At 58.6% G+C, this 25,991-nt stretch carries 21 protein-coding genes; 13 read left to right on the top strand and 8 right to left on the bottom strand.

From position 1 onward, the window contains the following. Positions 1-80: 80 nt before the first annotated feature. The 8 genes from QMK47_RS28120 to QMK47_RS28085 all read left to right on the top strand — a co-directional run bounded on the left by QMK47_RS28120 (position 81) and on the right by QMK47_RS28085 (position 9,246). Positions 81-857, top strand: coding sequence for a gamma-glutamyl-gamma-aminobutyrate hydrolase family protein (locus QMK47_RS28120; protein ID WP_320389603.1), 777 nt, complete (start codon positions 81-83; stop codon positions 855-857). A gap of 40 nt (positions 858-897) precedes the next feature. Then, on the top strand, positions 898-2,256 hold the full coding sequence (locus tag QMK47_RS28115; protein ID WP_003206640.1) for a glutamine synthetase family protein: 1,359 nt from the start codon (positions 898-900) through the stop codon (positions 2,254-2,256). A 58-nt stretch (positions 2,257-2,314) separates the two neighbouring features. Further along, the gene (locus tag QMK47_RS28110; protein WP_024617270.1) at positions 2,315-3,679 is read left to right on the top strand and encodes an aspartate aminotransferase family protein; all 1,365 of its coding nucleotides are present in this window, start codon (positions 2,315-2,317) and stop codon (positions 3,677-3,679) included. Between the two features lie 182 nt (positions 3,680-3,861). Continuing rightward, positions 3,862-4,959: a polyamine ABC transporter substrate-binding protein gene (locus tag QMK47_RS28105; RefSeq protein WP_214510141.1), complete on the top strand. Its 1,098-nt coding sequence runs from the start codon at positions 3,862-3,864 to the stop codon at positions 4,957-4,959. Between the two features lie 184 nt (positions 4,960-5,143). After that, positions 5,144-6,241, top strand: coding sequence for a polyamine ABC transporter substrate-binding protein (locus QMK47_RS28100; RefSeq protein ID WP_258689684.1), 1,098 nt, complete (start codon positions 5,144-5,146; stop codon positions 6,239-6,241). 61 nt (positions 6,242-6,302) lie between these two features. Then, positions 6,303-7,445, top strand: coding sequence for an ABC transporter ATP-binding protein (locus tag QMK47_RS28095; RefSeq protein ID WP_320389602.1), 1,143 nt, complete (start codon positions 6,303-6,305; stop codon positions 7,443-7,445). After that, on the top strand, positions 7,442-8,362 hold the full coding sequence (locus QMK47_RS28090) for an ABC transporter permease subunit (protein WP_057449505.1): 921 nt from the start codon (positions 7,442-7,444) through the stop codon (positions 8,360-8,362). The genes QMK47_RS28095 and QMK47_RS28090 overlap by 4 nt, the downstream gene beginning before the upstream one ends. Beyond that, on the top strand, positions 8,359-9,246 hold the full coding sequence (locus tag QMK47_RS28085) for an ABC transporter permease subunit (RefSeq protein WP_214510032.1): 888 nt from the start codon (positions 8,359-8,361) through the stop codon (positions 9,244-9,246). The genes QMK47_RS28090 and QMK47_RS28085 overlap by 4 nt, the downstream gene beginning before the upstream one ends. Before the next feature lie 694 nt (positions 9,247-9,940). Here the strand turns inward: QMK47_RS28085 and QMK47_RS28080 are convergent. From QMK47_RS28080 to QMK47_RS28070, 3 genes are all read right to left on the bottom strand, one after another. Continuing rightward, a protein-coding gene (locus QMK47_RS28080; RefSeq protein ID WP_258689295.1) for an IS3 family transposase occupies positions 9,941-11,088 on the bottom strand; the annotation gives its coding sequence in 2 pieces (ribosomal slippage) (positions 9,941-10,833 and positions 10,833-11,088; 1,149 coding nt in all). A gap of 552 nt (positions 11,089-11,640) precedes the next feature. Next, positions 11,641-11,982: a carboxymuconolactone decarboxylase family protein gene (locus tag QMK47_RS28075; protein ID WP_003206631.1), complete on the bottom strand. Its 342-nt coding sequence runs from the start codon at positions 11,980-11,982 to the stop codon at positions 11,641-11,643. A 101-nt stretch (positions 11,983-12,083) separates the two neighbouring features. Continuing rightward, positions 12,084-14,489 carry a penicillin acylase family protein gene (locus QMK47_RS28070; protein ID WP_320389601.1) on the bottom strand — a complete coding sequence of 802 codons (2,406 nt, stop codon included), beginning with the start codon at positions 14,487-14,489 and terminating at the stop codon, positions 12,084-12,086. A gap of 254 nt (positions 14,490-14,743) precedes the next feature. Here QMK47_RS28070 and QMK47_RS28065 point away from each other — a divergent pair, with 254 nt between their 5' ends. The 3 genes from QMK47_RS28065 to QMK47_RS28055 all read left to right on the top strand — a co-directional run bounded on the left by QMK47_RS28065 (position 14,744) and on the right by QMK47_RS28055 (position 17,488). After that, entirely contained in the window at positions 14,744-15,460 is a 717-nt protein-coding gene (locus QMK47_RS28065) for a hypothetical protein (protein ID WP_253470262.1), read from the top strand. Then, the gene (locus tag QMK47_RS28060) at positions 15,453-16,442 is read left to right on the top strand and encodes a KpsF/GutQ family sugar-phosphate isomerase (RefSeq protein WP_253470260.1); all 990 of its coding nucleotides are present in this window, start codon (positions 15,453-15,455) and stop codon (positions 16,440-16,442) included. Before QMK47_RS28065 ends, QMK47_RS28060 begins: the two co-directional genes overlap by 8 nt. A gap of 74 nt (positions 16,443-16,516) precedes the next feature. Next, positions 16,517-17,488: an AEC family transporter gene (locus QMK47_RS28055; RefSeq protein ID WP_258689675.1), complete on the top strand. Its 972-nt coding sequence runs from the start codon at positions 16,517-16,519 to the stop codon at positions 17,486-17,488. 238 nt (positions 17,489-17,726) lie between these two features. Here the strand turns inward: QMK47_RS28055 and QMK47_RS28050 are convergent, their stop codons facing one another. Then, on the bottom strand, positions 17,727-19,850 hold the full coding sequence (locus QMK47_RS28050; RefSeq protein WP_320389600.1) for a type III effector: 2,124 nt from the start codon (positions 19,848-19,850) through the stop codon (positions 17,727-17,729). Between the two features lie 11 nt (positions 19,851-19,861). Next, positions 19,862-20,350, bottom strand: coding sequence for a CesT family type III secretion system chaperone (locus QMK47_RS28045; protein ID WP_253470254.1), 489 nt, complete (start codon positions 20,348-20,350; stop codon positions 19,862-19,864). Between the two features lie 186 nt (positions 20,351-20,536). On the opposite strand from QMK47_RS28045, the gene QMK47_RS28040 reads away from it, so the two are divergent. Beyond that, complete coding sequence (locus QMK47_RS28040; RefSeq protein ID WP_253470252.1) at positions 20,537-21,661, top strand: transglycosylase SLT domain-containing protein; 1,125 nt, start codon at positions 20,537-20,539, stop codon at positions 21,659-21,661. Positions 21,662-21,836: 175 nt separating this feature from the next. On the opposite strand, the gene QMK47_RS28035 is transcribed toward QMK47_RS28040, so the two are convergent. Next, entirely contained in the window at positions 21,837-22,994 is a 1,158-nt protein-coding gene (locus tag QMK47_RS28035) for a serine hydrolase domain-containing protein (protein ID WP_258689668.1), read from the bottom strand. Between the two features lie 274 nt (positions 22,995-23,268). Between QMK47_RS28035 and QMK47_RS28030 the strand changes: the two genes are divergently transcribed. Next, positions 23,269-24,483, top strand: coding sequence for a cytochrome P450 (locus QMK47_RS28030; protein ID WP_320389599.1), 1,215 nt, complete (start codon positions 23,269-23,271; stop codon positions 24,481-24,483). Positions 24,484-24,728: 245 nt separating this feature from the next. Here QMK47_RS28030 and QMK47_RS28025 read toward each other — a convergent pair whose 3' ends face one another. Together QMK47_RS28025 and QMK47_RS28020 are read right to left on the bottom strand one after the other, a co-directional pair. After that, complete coding sequence (locus QMK47_RS28025; RefSeq protein ID WP_253470246.1) at positions 24,729-25,325, bottom strand: GNAT family N-acetyltransferase; 597 nt, start codon at positions 25,323-25,325, stop codon at positions 24,729-24,731. Then, the gene (locus QMK47_RS28020) at positions 25,322-25,873 is read right to left on the bottom strand and encodes an RNA polymerase sigma factor (protein WP_320389598.1); all 552 of its coding nucleotides are present in this window, start codon (positions 25,871-25,873) and stop codon (positions 25,322-25,324) included. Before QMK47_RS28020 ends, QMK47_RS28025 begins: the two co-directional genes overlap by 4 nt. Positions 25,874-25,991 lie beyond the last annotated feature (118 nt).

Genomic DNA, 25,991 nt, shown 5'->3' with positions numbered 1-25,991 from the left:
TTTACGGGGGTGTTGTGTAAAAAAATGAACAAGGCTAAGCTCGATTCAAACCCATAACAGCAATAATACCGGGGTGCTTCATGTCTGGCCTGCCGTTAATCGGCGTCACCACCTGCTCCAGGCAGATTGGTCTGCATGCTTATCACATCAGTGGCGATAAATATTCCCGGGCTGTCGCGACAGCCGCCAAGGGCCTGCCAGTGCTGCTTGCGTCCCTGGCGGATCTGTTCCCGCCGTCCGATATTCTGGACGCCCTGGACGGTATTCTCTTTACCGGCTCTCCTTCCAATGTAGAACCTTTTCATTACCAGGGCCCGGCCAGTGCGCCAGGCACTGCTCATGATCCTGCACGGGACGCCACCACCTTGCCGCTGATCCGCGCCGCTGTCGCTGCGGGCATCCCGGTGCTGGGCATTTGCCGAGGTTTCCAGGAGATGAACGTAGCCTTTGGCGGCAGCCTGCATCAGAAAGTTCACGAAGTCGGAACCTTCATCGATCATCGTGAAGACGATACTCAAGCGGTGGATGTCCAATACGGCCCTGCCCACGCCGTGCATATCCAGCCTGGCGGCGTACTGGCAGGCCTGGGGCTGCCCCAGCTGATAGAGGTCAACTCGATCCACAGCCAAGGCATCGAGCGCCTGGCGCCTGGGTTGCGGGCCGAAGCGGTGGCCCCCGACGGCCTGATCGAGGCTATTTCGGTGCCAGAAGGCAAGGCTTTTGCTTTAGGTGTGCAATGGCACCCCGAATGGGAGGTAAGCTCTAACCCGCACTACCTTGCGATTTTCCAGGCATTTGGCGATGCCTGCCGAGCAAGGGCAGCACAACGCGACGCCGATGCGTCAAACAACGCCTGACGATTAATAGCAGTCAGGAAACTCACGCCTAGAGGCATTTATGAGTAACAACCTCGACCAGCTCACCGATTGGTTGAAAGACCACAAGATCACAGAAGTCGAATGCATGATTGGCGACCTCACCGGTATCACCCGGGGCAAGATCTCGCCGACCAACAAGTTCATCGCCGAGAAAGGCATGCGCCTGCCCGAGAGCGTTCTGCTCCAGACCGTGACGGGCGACTATGTCGAAGACGACATCTATTACGAACTGCTCGATCCTGCCGACATCGACATGATCTGCCGCCCGGACGAGAACGCAGTATTCCTTGTGCCCTGGGCCATCGAGCCCACAGCCCAGGTCATCCACGACGCCTACGACAAGCAGGGCAACCCCATCGAGCTGTCGCCGCGCAACGTGCTCAAGAAAGTGCTCAAGCTCTACGCCGACAAGGGTTGGCAGCCGATCGTCGCGCCGGAAATGGAGTTCTACCTGACCAAACGCAGCGACGACCCGGACTTTCCGCTGCAACCGCCCATTGGCCGCTCCGGCCGCCCGGAAACCGGCCGCCAGTCTTTTTCGATCGAGGCGGCCAACGAATTCGACCCGCTGTTCGAAGACGTCTACGACTGGTGCGAGCTGCAGGAACTGGACCTCGATACCCTGATCCACGAGGATGGCACGGCGCAGATGGAAATCAATTTCCGTCATGGCGACGCTCTGTCCCTGGCCGACCAGATCCTGGTATTCAAGCGCACCATGCGCGAAGCGGCACTCAAGCACGACGTGGCTGCCACCTTCATGGCCAAGCCCATGACCGGCGAGCCGGGCAGTGCGATGCACCTGCACCAGAGCATCATCGACAAGGAAACCGGCAAGAACGTCTTCTCCAATGAAGACGGGACCATGAGCGATCTGTTCCTGCACCACATCGGTGGCTTGCAGAAATTCATCCCCGAGCTGTTGCCGCTGTTCGCCCCCAACGTCAACTCGTTCCGCCGCTTCCTGCCGGACACGTCGGCGCCAGTGAACGTGGAGTGGGGCGAAGAGAACCGCACCGTGGGCCTGCGCGTGCCGGATGCCGGGCCGCAGAACCGTCGGGTGGAAAACCGCTTGCCGGGCGCCGATGCCAACCCGTACCTGGCGATTGCCGCGAGCCTGCTGTGTGGCTTCATCGGCATGGTCGAAGGCATCAACCCGAGCGCGCCGGTGGTGGGCCGAGGCTACGAACGCCGCAACCTGCGTTTGCCGCTGACCATCGAAGACGCCCTGGAACGCATGGAAAACAGCACCACCATCGAGAAATACCTGGGCAAGAAATTCATCACAGGCTACGTCGCGGTCAAGCGGGCCGAGCATGAAAACTTCAAGCGCGTGATCAGTTCGTGGGAGCGGGAATTCCTGCTCTTTGCCGTCTGAAGCGCCGGGCGGGGCTGCTTCAGGCAGCTTCGCCCTCACCGATAACAGGAGAATTGGCATGACCCGCAATAACCCGCAAACCCGTGAATGGCAGGCCCTGAGCAACGATCACCACCTGGCGCCGTTCAGCGACTTCAAGCAGCTCAAAGAGAAAGGCCCGCGCATCATCACCCACGCCAAGGGCGTCTACCTCTGGGACAGTGAAGGCAACAAGATCCTCGACGGCATGGCCGGCCTCTGGTGTGTGGCCGTCGGTTATGGCCGCGAGGAACTGGCCGACGCCGCCAGTCAACAGATGCGCGAGCTGCCGTACTACAACCTGTTCTTCCAGACCGCCCACCCGCCAGTGCTGGAATTGTCCAAAGCCATCGCCGACATCGCCCCTGAAGGCATGAACCACGTGTTCTTCACCGGCTCCGGCTCCGAGGGCAACGACACCATGCTGCGGATGGTCCGCCACTATTGGGCGATCAAGGGCCAGCCGAACAAGAAAGTCATCATCAGCCGCAAGAACGGTTATCACGGCTCGACCGTGGCCGGCGCGAGCCTGGGTGGCATGACCTATATGCACGAGCAGGGCGACCTGCCGATCCCGGGCATTGTCCACATCGCCCAGCCTTACTGGTTCGGCGAAGGCGGCGACATGAGCCCCGAAGAGTTCGGTGTGTGGGCGGCCAACCAGTTGGAAGAAAAGATTCTGGAGCTCGGCGTGGACAACGTCGGCGCCTTCATCGCCGAGCCGATCCAGGGCGCCGGTGGCGTGATCGTGCCGCCGGACAGCTACTGGCCGCGCATGAAGGAAATCCTCGCCAAGTACGACATCCTGTTCGTGGCCGACGAAGTGATCTGTGGCTTCGGCCGTACCGGTGAGTGGTTCGGTACCGATCATTACGGGTTGAAACCGCACATGATGACCATCGCCAAGGGCCTGACCTCCGGCTACATCCCCATGGGTGGGCTGATCGTGCGTGACGACGTGGTCGCGGTGCTCAACGAAGGCGGCGACTTCAACCACGGGTTTACCTATTCCGGTCATCCGGTGGCCGCGGCAGTGGCCCTGGAAAACATCCGCATCCTGCGCGACGAAAAGATCATCGAGCGCGTCCATGCTGAAACGGCACCCTATTTGCAGAAGCGTTTGCGGGAACTGAACGATCATCCGCTGGTGGGTGAAGTGCGCGGGGTCGGTTTGCTGGGGGCGATCGAGCTGGTTCAGGACAAGGCCACGCGCAAGCGCTACGAAGGCAAGGGCGTGGGCATGATCTGCCGGCAGTTCTGCTTCGATAACGGGCTGATCATGCGCGCGGTGGGCGACACCATGATCATTGCGCCGCCGCTGGTGATCAGCAAGGCCGAGATCGATGAATTGGTGACCAAGGCGCGACAGTGCCTGGACCTGACGCTCAGTGCGTTGCAAGGCTAAGTGCTAGGCTCTGAGCGAGGTGCCTGCGAGGGCCTCGCCCAGCGAGAATAAAAGGCTGGGCTTGTGTTGAAAGCCTGGCCTGTAACTTGCCAGACTACCGGCTGTTCAAGTTGCCCGCGAGCCGGCTACTGAACTGTGGCTAAGAAGAATAACTGGAGCATTTTTTCATGAAGGCATTAGGTATGAAGATAGCTGGCAAGACCCTCCTCGCCATGTCCCTGATGGGCGTGATGGCGGGCGCTGTTCAGGCGGACGACAAAGTGCTGCACGTCTATAACTGGTCCGACTACATTGCGCCGGACACCGTCGCCAAGTTCGAGAAAGAGTCGGGGATCAAAGTCGTCTACGACGTGTTCGATAGCAACGAAACCCTGGAAGCCAAGTTGCTGGCCGGCAAGTCCGGTTATGACATCGTGGTGCCGTCGAACAACTTCCTGGCCAAGCAGATCAAGGCCGGGGTCTACCAGAAACTCGACAAGTCCAAGTTGCCCAACTGGAAAAACCTGAACACCGACCTGCTCAAGGCCGTTTCCGTGAGCGACCCGGGCAACGAACACGCCTTCCCGTACATGTGGGGTTCGATCGGCATTGGTTTCAACGCCGAGAAGGTCAAGGCCGCGCTGGGTGCCGACGCGCCGACCAACTCGTGGGACCTGCTGTTCAAGCCGGAAAACGCGGCCAAGCTGAAAGCCTGTGGCATCAGCTTCCTCGACTCGCCGACCGAGATGATCCCGGTGGCACTGCACTACCTGGGCTATCCGACCGACAGCCAGGACAAGAAACAGCTGGCTGAAGCCGAAGCGCTGTTCCTCAAGATCCGTCCTTCGATCGGCTACTTCCACTCCTCCAAGTACATCTCCGACCTGGCCAACGGCAACATCTGCGTAGCGGTCGGCTACTCGGGCGATATCTACCAGGCCAAGTCCCGTGCGGCCGAAGCCGGCGGCAAGGTTAAAGTCAGCTACAACATTCCGAAGGAAGGTGCTGGCAGCTTCTTCGACATGGTCGCCATCCCCAAGGATGCCGAGAACGTCGAGGGTGCCTACAAGTTCATGACCTTCCTGCAGAAGCCGGAAATCATGGCTGAAATCACCGACACCGTGAGCTTCCCGAACGGCAACGCGGCCTCCACGCCGCTGGTCAACAAGGAAATCACCAGCGACCCGGGCATCTACCCGCCGGCAGACGTGCAAGCCAAGCTTTACGCGATTGCCGACCTGCCAGCCGCGACCCAGCGGATCATGACCCGCAGCTGGACCAAGATCAAATCCGGTAAATAAGCCGGCCTGAAGCATCTTCCTGTTGTCGCTGCCATCGCGGCGGCGGCAACAGGAGCAATTAAATAACTAAAAGTTTTGCTGGATCGGTTTATCGAGGGTAAGTTGCGCGCCGGTTTTGTTGCAGGGCCTCTCTTGGCCAAGTAACGGGGGCAACTTGGGCCCAACTATTTAAGAGGACCTCCACGTGCCAGTCTTTTCTTTGTTACGTAACGCCTTGCTGGTCGGCGCCGGACTGACGCTCGCCGTCAGCGTCCAGGCCGCCTCCACCGTGCATATTTATAATTGGTCGGACTACATCGGCGAGACCACCCTGGCGGATTTCGAAAAAACCACTGGCATCAAGCCGGTGTATGACGTGTTCGATTCCAACGAAACCCTGGAAGGCAAGTTGCTGGCCGGGCGTACCGGTTATGATGTGGTGGTGCCGTCCAACCACTTCCTGGGCAAGCAGATCAAGGCCGGGGCGTTCCAGAAGCTCGACAAGGCGCAGTTGCCCAACTACGCCAACCTCGACCCTGTGCTGCTCAAGCGCCTGGAAAAGAACGACCCGGGCAACCAGTACGCCGTGCCTTACCTGTGGGGCACCAACGGTATCGGCTACAACGTCGAGAAGATCAAGGCGGTCCTGGGCGTCGAGAAGATCGATTCGTGGGCCATGCTGTTCGAGCCGGAAAACATCAAGAAGCTGTCCAGTTGCGGTGTTTCGTTCCTCGACTCGGGCGACGAGATGATCCCGGCGATGCTCAATTACCTGGGCCTGAACCCCAACAGCGAAGACCCTGAAGACTACAAGAAGGCCGAGGCCCAGCTCCTCAAGATCCGGCCTTACGTGACCTACTTCAACTCCTCCAAGTACATCTCCGATCTGGCCAACGGCGAGATCTGCGTGGCCGCCGGTTTCTCCGGCGACATCTTCCAGGCCCGCGCCCGTGCCAGTGAAGCCGGCAAGGGCGTCAACATCGCCTACGTGATCCCCAAGGAAGGCGGCAACCTCTGGTTCGACATGCTGGCGATTCCGCGCGACGCCACCAACATCAAGCAAGCGCATGCCTTCATCAACTATGTGCTCAAGCCTGAAGTCATCGCCCAGGTCAGCGACACCGTCGGTTATGCCAACCCGAACCCCAAGGCTGGCGAGCTGATGGATCAGAAAGTACGCACCGACGAAGCGGTTTACCCACCGCAAGCGGTCGTCGACAAGCTCTACGTCAACTCCGAGTTGCCGCCCAAGATCCAAAGACTCATGACCCGCAGCTGGACCAAGGTCAAGTCGGGTAAATAACGTCAACACTCTTAGGTTCGTCCACGTGGGGCGAACTGCAAATTCTGTGGGAGTTTCGTAAATGGCAGTTGCCTCCGGCGCCTATAAGAAAGCCCTCGAGGGCGACCAGACACCCAAGCAGGTGTTGGTCAAAATCGACCGGGTCACGAAGAAGTTCGACGAGACGATTGCCGTGGACGATGTGTCCCTGGAAATCAAGAAAGGCGAGATCTTCGCCTTGCTCGGCGGTTCGGGATCGGGCAAATCCACCTTGCTGCGCATGCTGGCCGGTTTCGAGCGGCCCACCGAGGGACGGATTTTCCTCGATGGCGTGGACATCACCGACATGCCGCCCTACGAGCGGCCGATCAACATGATGTTCCAGTCCTACGCCTTGTTCCCCCACATGACCGTGTCGCAGAACATCGCCTTCGGCCTGCAGCAGGACAAGATCCCGAAAGCCGAGGTCGATGCCCGCGTGGCTGAAATGCTCAAGCTGGTGCAGATGAGCCAGTACGCCAAGCGCAAGCCGCACCAGCTCTCCGGCGGCCAGCGTCAACGCGTGGCCCTGGCCCGTTCGCTGGCCAAGCGCCCGAAGCTGTTGCTGCTCGACGAGCCAATGGGCGCCCTGGACAAGAAGCTGCGCTCGCAAATGCAGCTTGAGCTGGTGGAGATCATCGAGCGGGTCGGCGTGACCTGCGTCATGGTGACCCACGACCAGGAAGAGGCCATGACCATGGCCGAGCGCATCGCGATCATGCACCTGGGCTGGATCGCCCAGATCGGCAGCCCGATCGACATCTACGAAACCCCGACCAGCCGGCTGGTCTGCGAGTTCATCGGCAACGTCAACATCTTCGAGACCGAAGTGGTGGACGATGCCGAAGGCCACGCGGTGCTGACCTGCAAGGACCTGGACCGCAACATCTACGTCGGCCACGGCATCAGCACCTCGGTGCAGGACAAGTCCGTGACCTACGCCATCCGCCCGGAAAAACTGCTGGTCACATCCGAGCAGCCGACCTGTGAGCACAACTGGTCCAGCGGCAAGGTCCATGACATCGCCTACCTGGGCGGCCACTCGGTGTTCTACGTCGAGTTGCCGAGCGGCAAGCTGGTGCAGTCCTTCGTCGCCAACGCCGAACGCCGCGGCCAGCGTCCGACCTGGGGCGACCAGGTATTCGTCTGGTGGGAAGACGACAGCGGCGTGGTACTTCGCTCATGAACATGCGCAAACTCAAACGCCGACTCGATCGAATAACGCCCGGTGGCCGCCAACTGGTCATCGGGGTGCCCTTCATCTGGCTGTTCCTGTTCTTCATGCTGCCGTTCTTCATTGTCCTGAAGATCAGCTTCGCTGAAGCCGACGTCGCCATCCCGCCGTACACTGAGATCTACAGCTACGTCGACCAGAAGCTGCAGGTGCTGCTCAACCTCGCCAACTACGCGATGCTGAGCGAGGACGAGCTGTACATTGCCGCCTACCTTGGCTCGCTGAAGATGGCCCTGATCAGCACGGTCTTGTGCCTGCTGATCGGTTATCCGATGGCCTACGGCATCGCCAATGCCCGCAAAGAGATGCAAACGGTGCTGGTGCTGCTGATCATGATGCCGACCTGGACCGCGATCCTGATCCGCGTCTATGCGTGGATGGGTATCCTCAGCAACAACGGCTTGCTCAACGGCTTTTTGCTGAGCATGGGTTGGATCAGCGAACCGCTGCAGATCCTCAACACCAACCTGGCGGTGTATATCGGAGTCGTCTACTCCTATCTGCCGTTCATGATCCTGCCGTTGTACGCCAACCTGGTGAAGCACGACGCCAGCCTGTTGGAGGCTGCGTCGGACCTGGGTTCGAGCACCTTCAACAGTTTCTGGAAAATCACCGTGCCGCTGTCCAAGAACGGCATCGTCGCCGGTTGCATGCTGGTGTTCATCCCCGTGGTGGGCGAGTTCGTGATCCCGGAACTGCTGGGTGGTCCGGAAACCCTGATGATCGGTAAAGTGCTGTGGCAGGAATTCTTCAACAACCGTGACTGGCCGGTGGCATCCGCCCTGGCGGTGGTGATGCTGGCGATCCTGATCGTGCCCATCATCCTGTTCAACCGCAGTCAGGCCAAAGAAATGGAGGGCAAGGAATGAAGCGCTTCAGTTTTTCAAGCCTGATGCTGGTGCTGGGTTTGCTGTTCATCTACGCGCCGATGCTGATCCTGGTGATCTACTCGTTCAACGCCTCGAAACTGGTGACGGTGTGGGGCGGTTGGTCGATCAAGTGGTACGTCGGCCTGCTGGACAACAGCCAGTTGATGGGTTCGGTGATGCGCTCGCTGGAAATCGCCTGCTACACGGCGATTGCCGCGGTGGCCCTGGGTACGCTGGCGGCTTTCGTGCTGACCCGCATCACCCACTTCAAGGGGCGCACGCTGTTCGGCGGCCTGGTCACCGCGCCGTTGGTGATGCCGGAAGTGATTACCGGTCTGTCGCTGTTGTTGCTGTTCGTGGCCATGGCCCAGATGATCGGCTGGCCCCAGGAGCGTGGCATCGTCACGATCTGGATCGCCCACACCACGTTCTGCGCGGCCTATGTGGCGGTGGTGGTCTCGGCGCGCTTGCGTGAGCTGGACCTGTCCATCGAAGAAGCAGCCATGGACCTCGGTGCGCGGCCGTGGAAGGTGTTCTTTTTGATCACCATCCCGATGATCGCGCCGTCACTGGCAGCGGGTGGCATGATGTCGTTCGCGCTGTCCCTGGATGACCTGGTACTGGCGAGCTTTGTCTCCGGCCCCGGCTCGACGACCTTGCCGATGGAAGTGTTCTCGGCGGTGCGCCTGGGGGTAAAACCGGAAATCAACGCCGTGGCGAGCCTGATTCTGCTGGCGGTGTCGCTGGTGACTTTCCTGGTCTGGTTCTTCAGCCGCCGCGCCGAAGAAAGCCGTAAGCGGGCGATCCAGCAAGCCATCGAAGAAAGCGCCGCCGACTCCTGGAAACAACCGGAAGTACGCCGGGCAGAGACCGCGCCGGTCTAAATCTGTGGGAGCGAGCTTGCTCGCGAAAGCGGTGTGGCAATCGACGAAGAGGTTGAATGCCAGGCCGCCATCGCGAGCAGGCTCAGCTCCCACAGTTTTTTGGGGCGCCTATAAATCTGCGGCCGAATGCAGATCCCATTGTGGGAGCGAGCCTGCTCGCGATAGCGGTGTGGCAGTCGACGAAGAGGTTGAATGCCAGGCCGCCATCGCGAGCAAGCTCAGCTCCCACAGTTTTTGGGGCGCCTATAAATCTGCGGCCGAATGCAGATCCCATTGTGGGAGCGAGCTTGCTCGCGATAGCGGTGTTGCAGTCGACGAAGAGGTTGAATGCCAGGCCGCCATCGCGAGCAAGCTCAGCTCCCACAGTTTTTTGGGTTGCCTATAAATCCGCGGCCAAACGCAGATCCCATTGTGGGAGCAAGCTTGCTCGCGAAAGCGGTGTGGCAGTCAATGAAGAGGTTGAATGCCCGTGCGCCATCGCGAGCAAGCTCGGCTCCCACAGTTTTTGGGGCGCCTATAAATCCGCGGCCAAACGCAGATCCCATTGTGGGAGCGAGCCTGCTCGCGATAGCGGTGTGGCAGTCGACGAAGAGGTTGAATGCCAGGCCGCCATCGCGAGCAAGCTCGGCTCCCACAGTTTTTTGGGGCGCCTATTGAGGTGGTCAACTTTTTCCGGACACCTCAATCGGTGTTTTCAGGCTGTTTGCCGCTCGTACTGATTGGGCGGCAAATAGTCTAACGATGAATGCATTCGTCGTTCATTGTAGAACCGCACAATGTAATCCGTGACGTCCTTGATTGCTTCATCATGGTTGGCATAGTCTTTCCTCCAAACGCGCTCCATCTTCAGGTTCAAGAAGAAACGCTCCATGACTGCGTTGTCCCAGCAGTTGCCCTTGCGGCTCATGCTGCAGCGCAAGCCATGTCGTGTCAGCAAGGTTTGGTAAGTAACGCCTGCATACTGGCTGCCCCGATCTGAGTGCGCGATCAGACCCGGTTCAGGCTGTCTCTGTGTGATGGCCAGTTGCATAGCGCCGCACACCAACTCTGCGCGCATATGCGGTGCCATGGCCCAGCCCACGATCTTGCGTGAATACAAATCCATGACAGCCGCCAAGTACAGCCAGCCGCTTCGGGTGCGAATATAAGTGATGTCAGCAACCCATGATTGGTTGATCTGCTCGGGGTTGAACTGGCGGTTGAGCAGGTTCTCAGCTACCGGGAAATTATGATTACTGTCGGTGGTATGAACGAACTTGCGCTTCCAGATCGGGCGTAAATCCTGTTGTTTCATCAGCCGACGGACCTTGTGCCGCCCAATGGATACGCCATCGCTACGCAGCGCTTTCATCACCCGACGACTGCCATAACAGTGCTCATTGGTCATGAACGTAGCTTTGACCCGAGCTGCAATCGGACAGACAGCTTTTGGCTTAAAAGACCGCTGACGAGCTTCATAGAACCCCGAACGGCTGATCCGCAAAACCCGGCAGATACGTATTAGCGAGTAGGCCTTGCATTGCATTTGGTGAACCAATTGGTGGATCACTTCAATTCGCGGGCAAAGAAGGCCGTAGCTTTTTTTAATATGTCGTTGTCCGTCTTCAGCTCGCGGATCTGCTGCTCAAGCTGACGAATACGCTGTTGCTCGCTGGTTAACGGTTTGCCAATCCCTGTACCACCTAACTGCTCGGCTTGGTACTGCTGGACCCAGCGGCGCACGGCCGTGTCACTCAAGTCTAAATCGGTACAAACGGAGTTCACGCTCAGGCCCTGGTCAACAATCATCTTGCAGACTCTTAGCTTGAAAGCGGCGTCGAATTTTCTGTACTTCTTGGTCATGGAATACTCCTCAATAGGTGTAGTTTCACCTATTGAGGTGTCCGGGACTATTAGACCAGCTCACTATAAATCCGCGGCCAAACGCAGATCCCATTGTGGGAGCGAGCCTGCTCGCGAAAGCGGTGTGGCAGTCGACGAAGAGGTTGAATGTCAGGCCGTCATCGCGAGCAAGCTCGGCTCCCACAGTTTTTTTGGGGCGCCTATAAATCTGCGGCCAAACGCAGATCCCATTGTGGGAGCGAGCCTGCTCGCGAAAGCGGTGTGGCAGCCGACGAAGAGGTTGAATGTCAGGCCGTCATCGCGAGCAAGCTCGGCTCCCACAGTTTTTTGGGTTGCCTATAAATCCGCGGCCAAACGCAGATCCCATTGTGGGAGCGAGCTTGCTCGCGATAGCGGTGTGGCAGTCAATGAAGAGGTTGAATGCCAGGCCGCCATCGCGAGCAAGCTCGGCTCCCACAGTTTTTTTTGGTTGCCTATAAATCCGCGGCCAACCGCAGATCCCATTGTGGGAGCGAGCTTGCTCGCGATAGCGGCCGGCAGGTTATTGGCCTCTCACTTCTTCAACGCGTCATGGGCCTCCAGCGCGCGCAGGGAGTAGATGTACGCCGCGCCCGCGTTCAGGGACACCGCGGTGGCGAGGGTGGCGGCGATTTCTTCGCGGGTGGCGCCGGCCTTGATGGCGGCGTCGGTGTGTACGCCGATGCAACCGTCACAGCGCGTGGTGATGGCGACGGCGATGGAGATCAGCTCACGGGTCTTGGCATCGAGCACGTCGTTTTCAGCCGCGGCTTCGTCCAGGGCCATGTAGGCCTTGACCATCTTCGGATTGCTTTTGCCCAGGGCGCCAAAGGCGCTCTTGATGGTAGGCAGCAGCTCGGACCAGTTATTGAACATAGCGTTTGACTCCTAGTGGGAAAGGCGGGATTGCGCCCTTGTAGTCTTGACCATCAATGACGATCAAGCCCGTGTGGCGATGAAAAAGACTTGCGCCCGCTTCAGGGCGCCCGGGCCGGCAACAGTTTCAAGGTGCCACGGGTATTGGCCGTCACTTCCTCCTCGGCCAGGTGCGCCTGGTGATACAACCCCTCTATGTACGCCTCGGCCTGGTCCTCGTAATGCTTGTCGAACGGCACGCCGCTCTGGCCGACGGGGTTGATGGTGACGCTGTGGGTCGGGTCGGCGAAGTCGATGATGCGCCGCGTCGAAGGCCCGTAGGTCACCGGCCACGGCGCCGGACCGATTTTGGCGGAGAGGTTGTTGGGCACCTCGTGGGTGCCCGGTGCGGCGAAGGGGCCGACGTTGAAGATCCGGTCCAGCGGCTTTTGCTGGCCCAGCGGGTGGCCGTGGGTCAGGGTATGGGCCTTGCCCCATTGCCATTGCGTGGCGTCATCGCCGAGGGTGGCCTTCAGGTGTGTCAGGCTCTTGTCCCAGGCCTTTTTCACGGTGTCGGCACGGGTCTCCGTGCCGAGAGTCGTGCGGTCATCCCACCACGGTGAATCCTTTGAAGCCGCCAGGCGTGGAAGGGCGGCGTCGATCACCCGCGTCGACAGCGCGGTTTCGAAGAAGCCGTCACCCAGTTCATCGTGCAGGGCGGCGTCGGCCAGGTTGAACAGGAACTGGTTGAACAGCGTGGCGCTGGTGGAGTCCAGGGGGTAATCGCCCGGCCATTGCTCCAGTTGTTCCACCCATTTGCGTTCCTGTGGGTCGCTGATCACCTCACGCAGCACCGGCAGCAAAGGCGCGAGCAGGCGAGGGCCGTAGGCGGTGGTGGTACCCAGTTGCAGTTTCTGGGTGGTTTCGATGTCCCACTTCGCCTGCTTGTCGCTGAGCTGACGGTTGAGTTGCTGGCCGCGGTCGGCGAGGTTGTAGTAACCGGGGATCTCGATGCCGCTGGTCGGCACCGGCTGGAAATTGGCCGAGACGATGTAGCCCCGTGTCGGGTTCTCTTCCTGCGGGTTGCTGCTGAACGGATAGAAGCCTTCCTTTTCCGCCTCCGGGCTGCTGCCATCGAGAATGAAGCCAGGCTTCACGCCGACTGGCCGCTTGGGCAGTTGCGCGGCCGCCCACCAGCCGATGTCCCCCTTGGCGTTGGCCCACACCACGTTCAGCCCCGGCGCGTGGATCTTGGCCGAAGCGCCGCGAGCCTTGGTGAGGGTGTCGGCGCGGTTGAGCTGGTAAAAGGCCTCGAGGATCGGGTTGCGGCTTTCCAGGAATCCCCACCACATGGCGACCGGGGTCTTGCCGGCGTTCGCACCGAGGGCATCGTTGACGATCGGACCATGGGGCGACTGGCGCAGCACCAGCGTCACCGGCGCCTGGCCCTTGACCGCGATCTGCTGCTCGCTGCGGGTCATGTCCACCCATTTGTCGCGATACCAGACCTGTTCGGGATTGTCCGGGTTGACCTTCTCGGCGATCAGGTCCAGGTCGTCGTTCTGGAACATGGTGATGCTCCAGCCAAAATCCCGGTTCATACCCAGCGTCGCGAAGGGCAGCAGCGCCTGGTATTGCCCGTAGAGTTCGAACCCCGGAGCCGACAAGTGCGCCTCGTACCACACCGAAGGCGTGGAAAAACGGATGTGCGGGTCACCCGCCAGCAACGGTTTGCCGCTGTGGGTGCGGCTGCCGGAGACCGCCCAGGCATTGCTGCCCTCGAACTGCGGCAGGCCGTTATCAGCCAGGGCCTGCTCGCTCAGGCGGGCGAGGGCGTTGAGGTCTTTCCAGTCGGCGGCAGCCAGCGGCAGGCCGCCCTTGCGACCTTCGGCCAGCACACCTTGAGGCTGCCAGTCGAGGTCGAAAATGTTCAGGTAGTTGGCACCCAGCACATCGCGCACATAGGTCAGCAGCGGTTCGGTGCGAAAGGCCGCGGCGAAGCTGTAGGCCATGTAGCCGGTAACGCTCACGGTGTCTTCGGCGGTGAACGGGCGCTTGGGAATGCCCAGCACATCGAATTCCACGGGCCGGGTGTGGCTGTCCTGATAGGCGTTGATGCCGTCCAGGTAGGCTTGCATGGCGAGCCAGGCCGGGGATTGTGGGTCCTGCTCGGTCACGTAGGCCGCAGCGCGCTCGCGGATGCGCAGGCTGCGCATCAGCTTGTCGGTGTCGAGCAGTTTCGGCCCCAGCACCTCGGCCAGCTCGCCACGGGCGAGGCGGCGCATGATCTCCATCTGGAACAGCCGATCCTGGGCATGGACATAACCGAGGGCGCGGTACAGGTCGGTTTCGTTCTCGGCGCGGATATGCGGCACACCGCGCTCGTCGTAGCGCACCGTCACCGAGCCATGCAGCCCTTGCAACTGCACCGTGCCCTGGCGGGTGGGCTGCTTGCTGTAGAGGTAGCCGCCCGCGACGATGATCGCGGTGACGATCAATGACAGGAAGGCGATGAGGGTGCGTTTCATAAAAGTCCTTTTCCTAATACCGATGGCTATCGATAAACAGCGTAGGGCATTGATCTTGAAAAAATAATAACCCGGTCAAGAGCTTGATTCCTACTAAAAGAAGTTGGGTGTAAGAGGTTTCCTTCGTTTTTTTGGGAATTGAACTACAAGAATCTCATTGCTGGGGGCGTGGGCAAGGCCTATAAAAGATACGAGTGGTTACATGTGTTTCATTTGTGTGAGGTGGATCTTGAGAAAGCCGTAAGGAGGTGGGCATGTCCGAACTCATGGAGTATGTTTTTCAAAAAGTAACAGACGCTGAGCTGGTGGGTGAACCGTTCAAGTTTTTTGAAGTAAAGGACTTTGTTCCGGCAGGATTTTACAAGGAGTTTATTTCCAGCTTGCCAGTGTTGGATTTATACAAGCCATTGATGCATAAAAGCACCTTGAGAAATGGGAGTTCGACGCGATTTGAGTTGCCTTTGTCTCTTGAAGGAGTTTCGGTTGATCTTGGTAACGTTTTTTCGGGGTCTAAAGTTGCTATTGATATTGTTGAGCTTCTTTGTGGTGAACAATTCAAGCGTCTTTTGCTAGACAAGTTTGGTTCTGATTTTGAGGTGACTCCTTATCCGCATTTGTATAAAGATTTTGCCGGATTTGATTTGCCTCCGCACACGGATATTGTTGAAAAAGCAATGACATTTGGATGGTATCTGCCAGAAAGTACAGAACATAAAAATTCAGGGCTCGGGTTGTTTGTGAGAAGTAACGGTGGTTTTGACGAGTTTAGGAGGATTCCTTATGAGCCAAATGTGGCGTTTGCTTTTTTGAGATCGAACGATAGCTGGCATGGAGCTAAACATCATCCCAGTGTTTCCTATGAGAGAAATAGCTTGTTTGTGACGTTTTATCTAAAAAATCATTACAGGGATGGAGCTCTGTTCGTAAATGATCCAAATGTCGACCGTAAGGAGATAAGAATTCGTGAATGATAAATTATTGTCGGAAATGGGGTCTGACAGGCATCTACTCACTTTGGGAAGAGAGGTGTTGATCAGTGAGGGGCGGGCATTGATAAAACTTTCCAATGAGTTGGAGGGTAATGGGTTTGTCGATGTCGTTCGACTTATATTGGCCTGCAAGGGGCACGTGGTGATTCTAGGGGTTGGAAAAAGTGGCCATGTCGGTAAGAAAATTGCCGCAAGTCTAGCCTCTACGGGGACGCCCAGCTTTTTTATACACCCGTCCGAGGCTAAGCATGGGGACTTGGGCATGATTACGGCGCATGACCTCGCAGTACTAATATCCTATAGCGGTAGAAGTGAAGAGATTTTATCTCTGCTTCCCTATCTTCATGATCTAGGTGTAAACACCGTAGCGTTGACAAATTTTTCAGACTCGGAATTGGCATGTAAAACAAATGCGCATGTGGCGTTGAAAGTGGATAGGGAAGCCTGTCCATATAATCTGGCGCCAACCGTAAGCTCTAGTGCCACATTAGGCGTTGGAGATGCGATTGCTATGGCTCTGATGAGAATTAAGCGCTTCACGAAGGAAGCGTTCTCAAAAAATCATCCCGCCGGAAATCTAGGCAAGGTGTTGACGGTGAAAATTCGTGACGTAATGGTGAGAGGGGATAAAGTCCCTGCACTACCGCCTGGTACATTGTTCCTGGATGCGGTTAGTTATATGGCGAATAAGCGTCTTGGGTTTGTCGTTGTGGTAGATACATTCTCCAGGCCTTTGGGGGTGTTTACGGATGGCGATATGGCTCGAGTGCTCAGGGGAAATGACGATATTGCTTGTCTTAAGATTTCGGATGTTATGGAAGTCAATTTAAGATGCGTATATGAAAGCGAGCTGATTGCAGACTGTATAGGTGTTGGTGTGTCTGCAATCTTGGTTGTTGACCACAAGGGAAAACTTCTAGGTGTTTCGCACAAGCATGATCTTCTAGCTTCTGTTGCTGTGTGATTTGCAGGAAGAGTGAGTTTTTTATTGAAAGTATGTGTTCGTTTGGTTGCTGCTGATCGGCAGGTGGACTGGTTATGTTGATATTGTCTTTGAATTCCACGTTGTCTATATTTGTTTTGATACTGTTGGGTTGTTTGCTTTCGTTTGCTGGTCTTATGCGTCGCGGTGCTGATGAAATATTGAGCGACTATGTTTTTTATATTGCGCTCCCGGTAGAGATTTTTTTAACGACGCTGAAATCCGATTACACGCCGGACGTCAATATAAATGCTTATATTCAGGCGTATGCTTTGGGGGTTTTTATATTGTGGGTCCTGATTTTTATCATGTACAGGGTTTGTCTGAAGAAGAGTCTGGTGGAGGTTGGTTTAAATTTTATTGCAATAGGGCAAACAAATACCGCTTTTTTGGCGGTGCCTGTCTTCATATTGCTGTTGGGTGATTCGGCTTTGGTTGTGCCAATAATTATTTTTCAGTCTGTTGTCCTTACGAGCGTTGCGATATTTGTCATGGAAACTTCTTCCTTTTCGAAAACTGGATCTGCGGGTGTTTTCTTAAAGAAAGCCCTGTTGGTAGTTTTCAAAAATCCATTGATAGTTTCCGCGCTGATGGGGTCTCTCATTTCGCAAATTAAGCTCTCGCACATGATCGATACAGATTTTTTTATCATCGAGAGTATGGAGATGATTGCTGATACTGCGGCGCCTATTGCTCTAATAGCATTAGGTGCTTCGTTCTATGCTGGTCGTGTAGCGTCCACCATGAGAAACGACTGTAATGAAATAGTGCTGGGTGTGTTTATAAAGAATTTTTTGCATCCCGCGATTTCTTTCGTGGTGGGACAGTATTTTTTTGGACTGTCTGGCTTGCTGTTGTTTGCACTGATACTGATATCGGCAATGCCTTCTCCAAAAAATACGTTTATCTTTGCGCAAGCCTATGGTGTGTCGGTGCAGAAGTTTAATTTAATACTTTTGGCTACCACGGGGGTTTCTTTTTTTGTGGTCAATGTGGCTGGCTATTTTTTTCTTCCTGATGTGGTCTGAGGTGAAAATGCCTGAAGCGCTGAAGCGTTACCTCGATTTTGACGAAATTTCCTCAACTTCCAGCACGCGGACAGCATCAGTCTAAGCGAAGACAAACCCATCTCTTAGCGGACGTGCGTTCAGTTCGCTCTTGGCTGAAAGATGAGTTTGGTCGTAGATCAGCAGCCATGCGAGCGGGGTGAAGGGAATTTTGCAACCGGTGATCGCCGGACCATCGAACGATGGCCCGGCGAATTCATCAGCTTGGCCGGGTAGTGGGTGCTGGTTCGTTGGACGGTCCGCCCTGGGTCCGCGCTTCGCCTCGCTCTGCCAGTTGAATGTCATCGCCAGAGGCTTTTTTGGGCCTCGTTGCCAGGCTCTGGGCCCATTCGGTACCCAGGTTAAGCCCCGCGATAGCGGTTTGCGGAACGACCTGGGTAAGGCCGCGGGTCACGTGGTAGGTATTTTCAAGGTCGCGCCGCCAGCCTTCCGGCTGGGTGTGGGGCAGGCCGTCTCGGTTTGGACTTGTCACGTTCTGCAGCGGTACGTTTGCTCGCTTGGTCAGGTCGTCTTTGCCGCTCAGCGCCTTGTTTTCGAGTGGTGCCGCCACGCTGTTGGCAAAGAACGGAAGCAGCGTCAGGCCGGAGGAGAAAAAGGTGGTGACAATCTGCTCCATTTTTTCCCGCACTTCCGGATTTTCACCCACCGCGGCTGCGTCACCCACGGCTGTACGCATGGCGACCCCTTCGCCTACGCCTACGATCCGGTTGGCGTAGTCGCTGATGTTGGTCATGCTGATCGGGTTGAGCTTTCCTGTCGCTTCTGAAAATGCCTTGGGTAGCAGCTCGCCCCAGTTGCGGTTTTCCTTTGTCACCCGGTAGGTGGGGATCTCCTCGTCACCGTGGGTTTGCGCATATTTCGCCACTGCCTGGCCACCCGCCATGAAGGTGCCGCCCACTGCGGAGGCCGTCGTACGGGCGACGATGCCGCCGGCGTTTACCGAGGTGAATTGATCAATGGTATCGCGCACAGCATGGGCGGCACCGAAGGCGAGGTAGCCGGTGAAGTCACCACTCATGGTGCCAAAGTTGTTCGCGTTCTGTTTGAGCTTGAAGTCGTTGCGCTTTTGTTCCTGTGTGAGGTTGAGGGTATCGCGTCCAGCGTTCTCGACCCGACGTCCGTCCTGCGTGACGACTTGCAAGGCCTTGGGATAGACCGACATCGGATCGACTTTTTCCAGGCCGGCGCCGATGGTCTTGTCGACGACGACCTGGACGAATGGGCGGATGCCGTCGCTGATCACCTTGTGAGCGGCGCCAAGGACCGTCGAGGTCGCCGCGACATGCTTGCCGTAGGAGGCGTCCGCCATTTTTTCATCTATCGAGGCAGTGATTGCGCCAAAGTGGCCCGCAGACGCAACGCCCTGCGGGATCCCCGCCCCGGCGAACACCGCCAGGCCCGTTACAAAGCCGCTCTTGGTCTTGAGGTCGGCGACATAGTCCTGGCGTGCGACGTTCTTCAGTGCGGTGTCCAGCACCTCGTTTTTCTTCGTCGCCGTTGCCAGTTCGCTTGGCGTGTTCGGCTTGTCGTCATCGGTCTTGAGCAACTCGCCAAGCTCCCCCTGGACCTCGCGTAACTGGCCCAGTTGATCCTTCGCCTGGTCGCGTGCGGCCGGGGGAAGGCTCTCGTTGCTCGCCGCTTGTTGCGCGTGCTCGATTCGGCTTTCCATGAAGGTATTCAAGCGCGTGGGCATGTCTTGCGTCATGGCTTGCATGACACCTTTTGCATAACCGCGGAAGGCTTCATGGCTATTTTGCAGCAGCTGGCGATCGTTCCCTTCCGGGGTTTTATCGATGACTTCCTGGCACAACGAATGATAGGCGCCAAGGGTATTACCCATGCGCTCGCAGTGTTTGTCCCAGACCGCTTTGAAACCGCCGTCCTCCTTCCTGTCGTCCTCGTTCTTGCCCAGGTATTCGTTGAAGTCCTTGACGAATGCCTCGGTTTCTTCGTGGCCCGACAGCATCGGGTGCGGCGTGCCGCCGAGTTCGACAAGATGCTTCTGTACATCTTGATAACTTGTGCCTGGCGCGTAGCCCAATACTTTGCCTTCCAGGCTCATATGCTCACGTGCATAGCCGATGGGGTCGCTCTCGGGGTTTTTCTTGCCGAGGCTGTTGACCAGTCCTGTCAGGCGCTGCTGCCGGGTCCTGAGTGTTTGCTGGGTCTTGTCGGACGCCTGTCCTTCGAAGTGATAAGGCACCAGGGGATTGGTGGAGGGCCGAACCTGCCCGGACAGGCTGGTTCCCACCGGCGTGATCCGATCATCCTGCTGGGGTAACGCCGCCGAGCTGGTGCTTCGTCCTACTGATAAATCTGGCATGTCGTGCTCTCCTAGATTGACAGGGCACTGTTGAGCCCGGTGCTACGGGGGGTGGGTTTGTGCTGGGTGGTCTTGGCGGTGTCGTTTGGGCTGGCGCCGTCGAAGAAGTAGCCATCGCGCCAAATCAACGCCATGTCGGCGGCACCGCCCATCAGCCCGAGCAGGCGCTCGGCCGTGAGGGTTTCCAGGGGGACGTGGCCGATCAGGATTACCTGTTCGCTGTCGCGGTTGTAAGACAGGGAAGGGCAGAACGCGCCGCTCAGCAGGTACAGGTTGGTTTCCAGCAGCCGTTGCAGGACCGCTTCCCGATTCGCCACCGGCAATGGCCCGAAGCTGCAATAGATAAAGATGTCTCCCTCACCCACGCCAGGGGTGTGCTTGAGGGAAAAGTCGACATCCTTGACCGACAGGTTCGCCTGCTCGTAGAACGCTGCCGGGGTAGGAATCATTGTGAGTTCGCAGAGCTGATCGATCAGCTTGCAATAGATGGGTGACGCCATGAGTGACCTCGCATTGTCATCCAGGCGCCGACGAGCGCCTGCTGCCCATGGTGAGTGACACCTGCGGCATTTCGGTTCCAACCGAGCCCCCTGCCGCCCGATGACGGCGTCCCGGACGAGTCGGGTGGAACCGCTGCCTTGCGATCTGCCACCCAATGGCGCCACCTCACTCAAGGTTGACCGCCCATGTCCCGATCACTTGCACCTTTGTCGGCCCTTCGATTCGTCCCCAAAGGGTTGTCCATGCTGGCCGTGGCGACCTTGCTGTATGGTTGCCAGCACCTCGAACCGCAGCTGACCATTGGCGATCCTTCCGCCAACGAGCCTTACCGCTCGCAACTGCGCTGGCTTGAGCCGGCGCCTACGGACACGATCATCCAGATCGGCGAGTCATCTCCGCAAAGCGGCGGCAGCCTGTGGACGCGCATGCGCCAGGGGTTTTCCTTGCAGGCCAAGACCCAGGGTGTGGCGCGCATCGATGAGCAGCGCCGCTGGCTGGTGGATCGCCCGGCTTTTCTCACCCAGACCGGGCGTGCCGGCAGCCGTTACCTGCACTTCATCGTAGGGGAACTGAACAAGCGCAACATGCCGCTGGAACTGGCGCTGTTGCCGGCCATCGAGAGCGGGTTCAATCCGAACGCCCAATCGCCGGCCCAGGCCCTGGGCCTCTGGCAATTCATTCCCGCCACGGGGCGCCGTTACCAATTGCAGCAGCGGGGCGACTATGACGAGCGCCGGGACATTCCGTCATCGACGCGGGCCGCCCTGGATTATTTGTCCTACCTGCACGATTACTTCGACGGCGACTGGCTGCTGGCGCTGGCCGCCTACAACGCCGGGGAAGGACGCGTACGCGACGCCATCACGCGCAATCGCGCCCGCGGCCTGGCGACCAACTATTGGAACCTGTCGTTGCCCGGCGAGACCCAGAACTATGTGCCGCGGTTGCTGGCGCTGTCGCAACTGGTGAATGCGCCCGCCGACTATGGCGTGAGCCTGGCGCCCATCGCCGACCAGCCGTATTTCCAGATGGTCGCCTTGGCGCAGCCGGTGGACCTGGCGCACCTGGCGCAGTTGTCCGGTGTGCATGAGCGAGAGTTGCGCATGCTCAACCCTGCCGCGCGCGGCCGGGCCAGGGGGCGCCTGCTGATGCCCCTGGACGCATCACGCAGGTTGCTGGCCCAACCGGACATGATCGCCAAGGCCGCGCTGCCCCGCGTGGCCGGTAGCGAAGAACAAGTGGTTGCCTCACCCGATACCGGCGCGGCCGAGCCGCAGGTGGCGGAGGTGGTAGTACCGCCAGGGGTGTGAGCCGATTATCCGCCATGTTGATCGTTCCCACGCTCTGCGTGGGAATACATCCCGTGACGCTCTGCGTCACCTTCCAGAAGCGGAACGCGGAGCGTCCCTGGCGGCATTCCCACGCGGAGCGTGAGGAACGTTCTTCCACAGCCCCTCACCACCTGATCTTTCGGATCTCCAGAGCCTACAGGCAGCCCATCGCGACATTGGCCAGGCCGCGTGCGCGTGGGTCCATCAAGACGTAGGAGCCAATGGTGTTGCAGGCGAATCCGAACGCCACACCGCGTTCAGGGTCGGCAAACCCGATGGTGCCACCGGCGCCCATGTGGCCGAATGCCTCGTTGCCCATGCCATAACTGCCGTTCGCCACGTCCGGCTGGTTGAGCATGATGCCCAGGCCGAAACGCGTTGGGGTCTGGATGGTCGGGTCGTATTCGGCGCTGTGCTCGCGCAACATTTCGTTGAGCAGCGGTGACTCCAGCAGTTGCCCGTCGAGCAGGCCTGCGTAGAACGCCGCCAGGCTGCGGGCATTGCCATGTCCGTTGGCCGCCGGTTGGGTCATGCGTTTCCAGCCCGCCTCGTTACTGCGTCCCAGCACCATGGGTGGGTTGGCGAAGGCCAGTGTGCTCATGGCGGTCGGCTCGTTGAGCACGTCCGTCAGTACTCGCCCAAAGGCCTCATCGTCGATCTCGTCTTTGGTGCGCGCCATGTAGGCGCAGCGGGCGATGGTCGCGTCGTCCAGGCCGAGGTGAAAGTCCAGCCCGAGCGGCACCGCCACGCGTTGGTGAATGCTTTGCGCCGGCGTCAGGCCATCCACCCGGCGTAGCAGTTCGCCGAGGATCCAGCCGAACAGCAAGGGCGAATAGGTCTGCTGTTCCCCGGCTGCGGCCCAGGGAGTTTCCTCGGCAATCAGGTCGGTCATGGTGTGCCAGTCGTAGAGGGTTTCCGGTGCCAGGGGCGTGCGCAGCGCTGGCAGCCCGGCACGGTGGCAAAGCACCTGGCGCAGGGTGACCGACGCTTTGCCGGCGTTGGCGAAGGCCGGCCAGTAGTGGCAGACCGGTTTGTCCAGCTCCAGGCGTCCTTCGCCGACCAACTGCATGATCGCCACCGCCGTGAAGGGCTTGGTGCAGGAAAACAGATTGAGCAGCGTGTCGCGCTGCCAATGGCTGTCCGGCTCCGGCCCGGCAGTGCCGGCCCACAGGTCGATGACGGTTTCGCCGTCAATCTGGATGCAAAGGGCGGCGCCGCGTTCGAAGGGGCTTTGCATCAGCCGGATAAACGCCTCTTTGACCGGTTCGAAACGAGTGTCGCATTGGCCATGGATAGCAGGTGCACGCGTCATGTCAGCTCCACACAGGGTTGGTGTTTCCCTTTGAGTGACCGTGGCCGTGCAAACGGTTCACCGACAGGTAGACCCCATGTGGGAGCGAGCTTGCTCGCGATAGCGGTGCGTCAGCCAACGTTGAAGTGACTGATACACCGCTATCGCGAGCAAGCTCGCTCCCACATTGGCACTGAGGCGTGCATAACATTTGTGTCCGACGCCGGACCACAGGGATCTTTTTTGGCGAGCCCTGCCACTCAGGAGCAATGATTGATGCCCCTGGAGAGTGTTCATGGCTTACGAGCGTACCCTTGATTTGAATAGCGACGCGTTTCGCGGCGAGGCTTATCGGCATTATGCGGCGCTGCGCCAGGCGTCCCCGGTGTTCTTCAGCCAGGCCGAAGGGCAGTTGCCGATGTGGTACGTCACTGGTGCGCGGGAAGTCGAGGAGGTGCTGCTGGACAACGAGCGCTTCGCCCGTGACCCGTCGCGGATCGATGCGCAATTCGCCGCGATGCTCGGTGGCGAACAATCCATCGCGTTTCTTAACGACCACATGCTCAACCGCGATGGCGACAGTCATCGCCGCTTGCGTCGCCTGGTCAACAAGGCCTTCACGTTGAAGGCGGTGAACGCCCTGCGGCCGCGTATCGAACAGATCGCCGAGACGTTGCTGGAGCCCGTGCGGTCGAGCGGGCAAATGGACGTGGTGAGCCAATATGCGTTCCCTTTATCGATCACCGTCATCGCCGAGCTGCTTGGCGTTCCCGCACGGGACCGCGACGATTTCCGCCGTTGGTCCCACATGATCGTCCAGCAGGTGGGGCACGACCTGAGTGAGTTGCGGCATTGCTACAACGAATTCGCGGGCTACATGCTCGCGTTGATCGACCAGCGTCGAGCGCAGCCGGGCGATGACCTGGTGTCGGCGCTGGCGCAGGTCGAGGAAGAGGGCAGCATGCTCAGCCAAAGTGAGCTGTGCAGCATGATCGCGCTGCTGATCATCGCCGGGCACGAAACCTCGGCATCGATGATCGGCAATGCGGTGCACATGCTCGTGCAGCACCCGAAGGCGCTTGCGCGATTGCGTGACGAGCCGGCATTGATGCCTGGCGCGGTCGAGGAGTTTCTGCGCTATGACTCCTCGGTGGAGCGAGCCATGGTCCGCTTCGTTACCCGAGACACCGAACTGGCCGGGCAACGCTTGCTGCGCGGGCAACTGCTGATCGCGGTGGTGGGTTCGGCCAATCGTGACGAAGCGCTGTGTGCAAATCCTGACACGCTCGACATCACCCGCCCGGCCTGCCCGCACATGTCGTTCGGCAAAGGCACGCACTATTGCCTGGGCGCCTCGTTGGCCCGGCAGGAGTTGGAAATTGCATTGAATACACTTCTTCGGTGCTGCCCTGGGCTGCAATTGGCGGTCGACCCCGGCGCCGTACGCTGGCGTTATGTGCCCAACTTCAGGGGGCCGGAGGCGCTGCCGGTGCGTTGGTCGGTGGATTGATGAGAACGAGCAAGCTCGCGCTGGGTTCTGTAGGAGCTGGCGAAGCCTGCGATCTTTTGATCTTTCGCTTGAGATTCAGGTGGCTGGGGAAAGATCGCAGCCTCGTTGCACTCGACAGCTCCTACACAGCTCCTCCAGTGGGAGTCACTGGGTTGTGCAAAAAATGGCATCGGCTCGAATGAGCGCAGGCCCATGCCTGAGAAAGAGGCGGCTCGCCCGACTGTCCAGCCGGACGAGCCGTGAATTTACACCAGGCTGGCCTCTTCGTTTTGCGCTGGCGCTGAAAGGCTGGTGGATGCCGTGTCGCCTGGCGTCAGGTGCAGTCCATAGAGCACGACGTCCGCACGGTTATCAGCGAACCGGGCGATCCCTGGAAAGCGTCCCCATTGGGTCGCACCAAGCCCTTGTACGCCGCGTTTACTGGCCTCGTTGTGCTCGATGATCCAGGCCACCAGCGTCTCGAAACCATACTGCCTGGCCAACACCACCGCGGCTTGGCCAAGGCGGATGCCGACACCGCTGCCGATGTGGTCGCCGCGCACGTAGATCGACACTTCGCCGGTCAATCGGCAGGCCTGGGCGCCCCAACAGAAGCGGTTGACGATCAACCAGGCGATGACTTCACCTGCGCGTTCGAGTACGTAGATCGGATCACCCTCGTTGACGAAACAGTCGACGAAAAACGTCATTTCCTTCAGGGAAAACGCTCTGAGCACGGGGGAGCTGGTACCTCCCAGAGCGCTTTCGTTGAAGATATCTGTCATCACCGGCAAGTCGTCGGGGGTGTAGCGGCGCACGCCGCGTGGCAGGTCGGGTCGGCTGTTCAAGCGATTGTGGGTCATGGCCGGGCTTCTCCGTAGACGCTTCGTTTGAGTTGTTCACGCGCGCGAAACAACCTTGAACGCACGGTGCCGATAGGGACGCCCAGACGTTCGGCGGCATCGCGGTAGCTGCTTTCGGTGTCCACGGCGGTCCACAGGGTATCGCGCATGTCCTTGGGCAGCGCGTCCATGGCTAACAGCGTTCGGTCCAACAGCCGACGGTTGTCGCACAGTTCACTCAGGTCAATGTCGTCACTGGACTCGCTGAACTCGCTTTCATCGAAAGTGCTCAGCGGCGGCTGCGCATAGAAGCGGCGGAAGTGGTTGCGGATCAGGTTGAGGGCGATGCCACACAACCAAGTGTCCTGCTTCGCCAGCCCTTTGAACTTCTGCTGGTTGCGCCAGGCTTCCAGGTACGTGAGCTGGATGATGTCGTCGGCGTCGTCTTGATTGAGTACACGTTTTTGCACAAACAGACGCAGCTTGCGTTGCTCGCCGAAGCAGATGTCTGGCGCACCTGTGGGTGCCGGGGAGGTTTGCGGGGGGGGCATGAGATTCAGGCTGTTCATCAATAAATCCCTCTGAGTAGGTTCCATAGCGTCGATCAAAAAATGTCGACGGTTCCCCTGTCAGCAGGACCTGTGCCAAGCCGTATCTATGTCTTATCTAATTGATAAATAAGTATTT

Origin of the sequence: Pseudomonas sp. P9_35 (genome assembly GCF_034008205.1) — a bacterium.
GTDB classification, from domain to species: Bacteria; Pseudomonadota; Gammaproteobacteria; order Pseudomonadales; family Pseudomonadaceae; genus Aquipseudomonas; species Aquipseudomonas kilonensis.
This window is presented reverse-complemented; position numbering and strand designations above follow the sequence as displayed.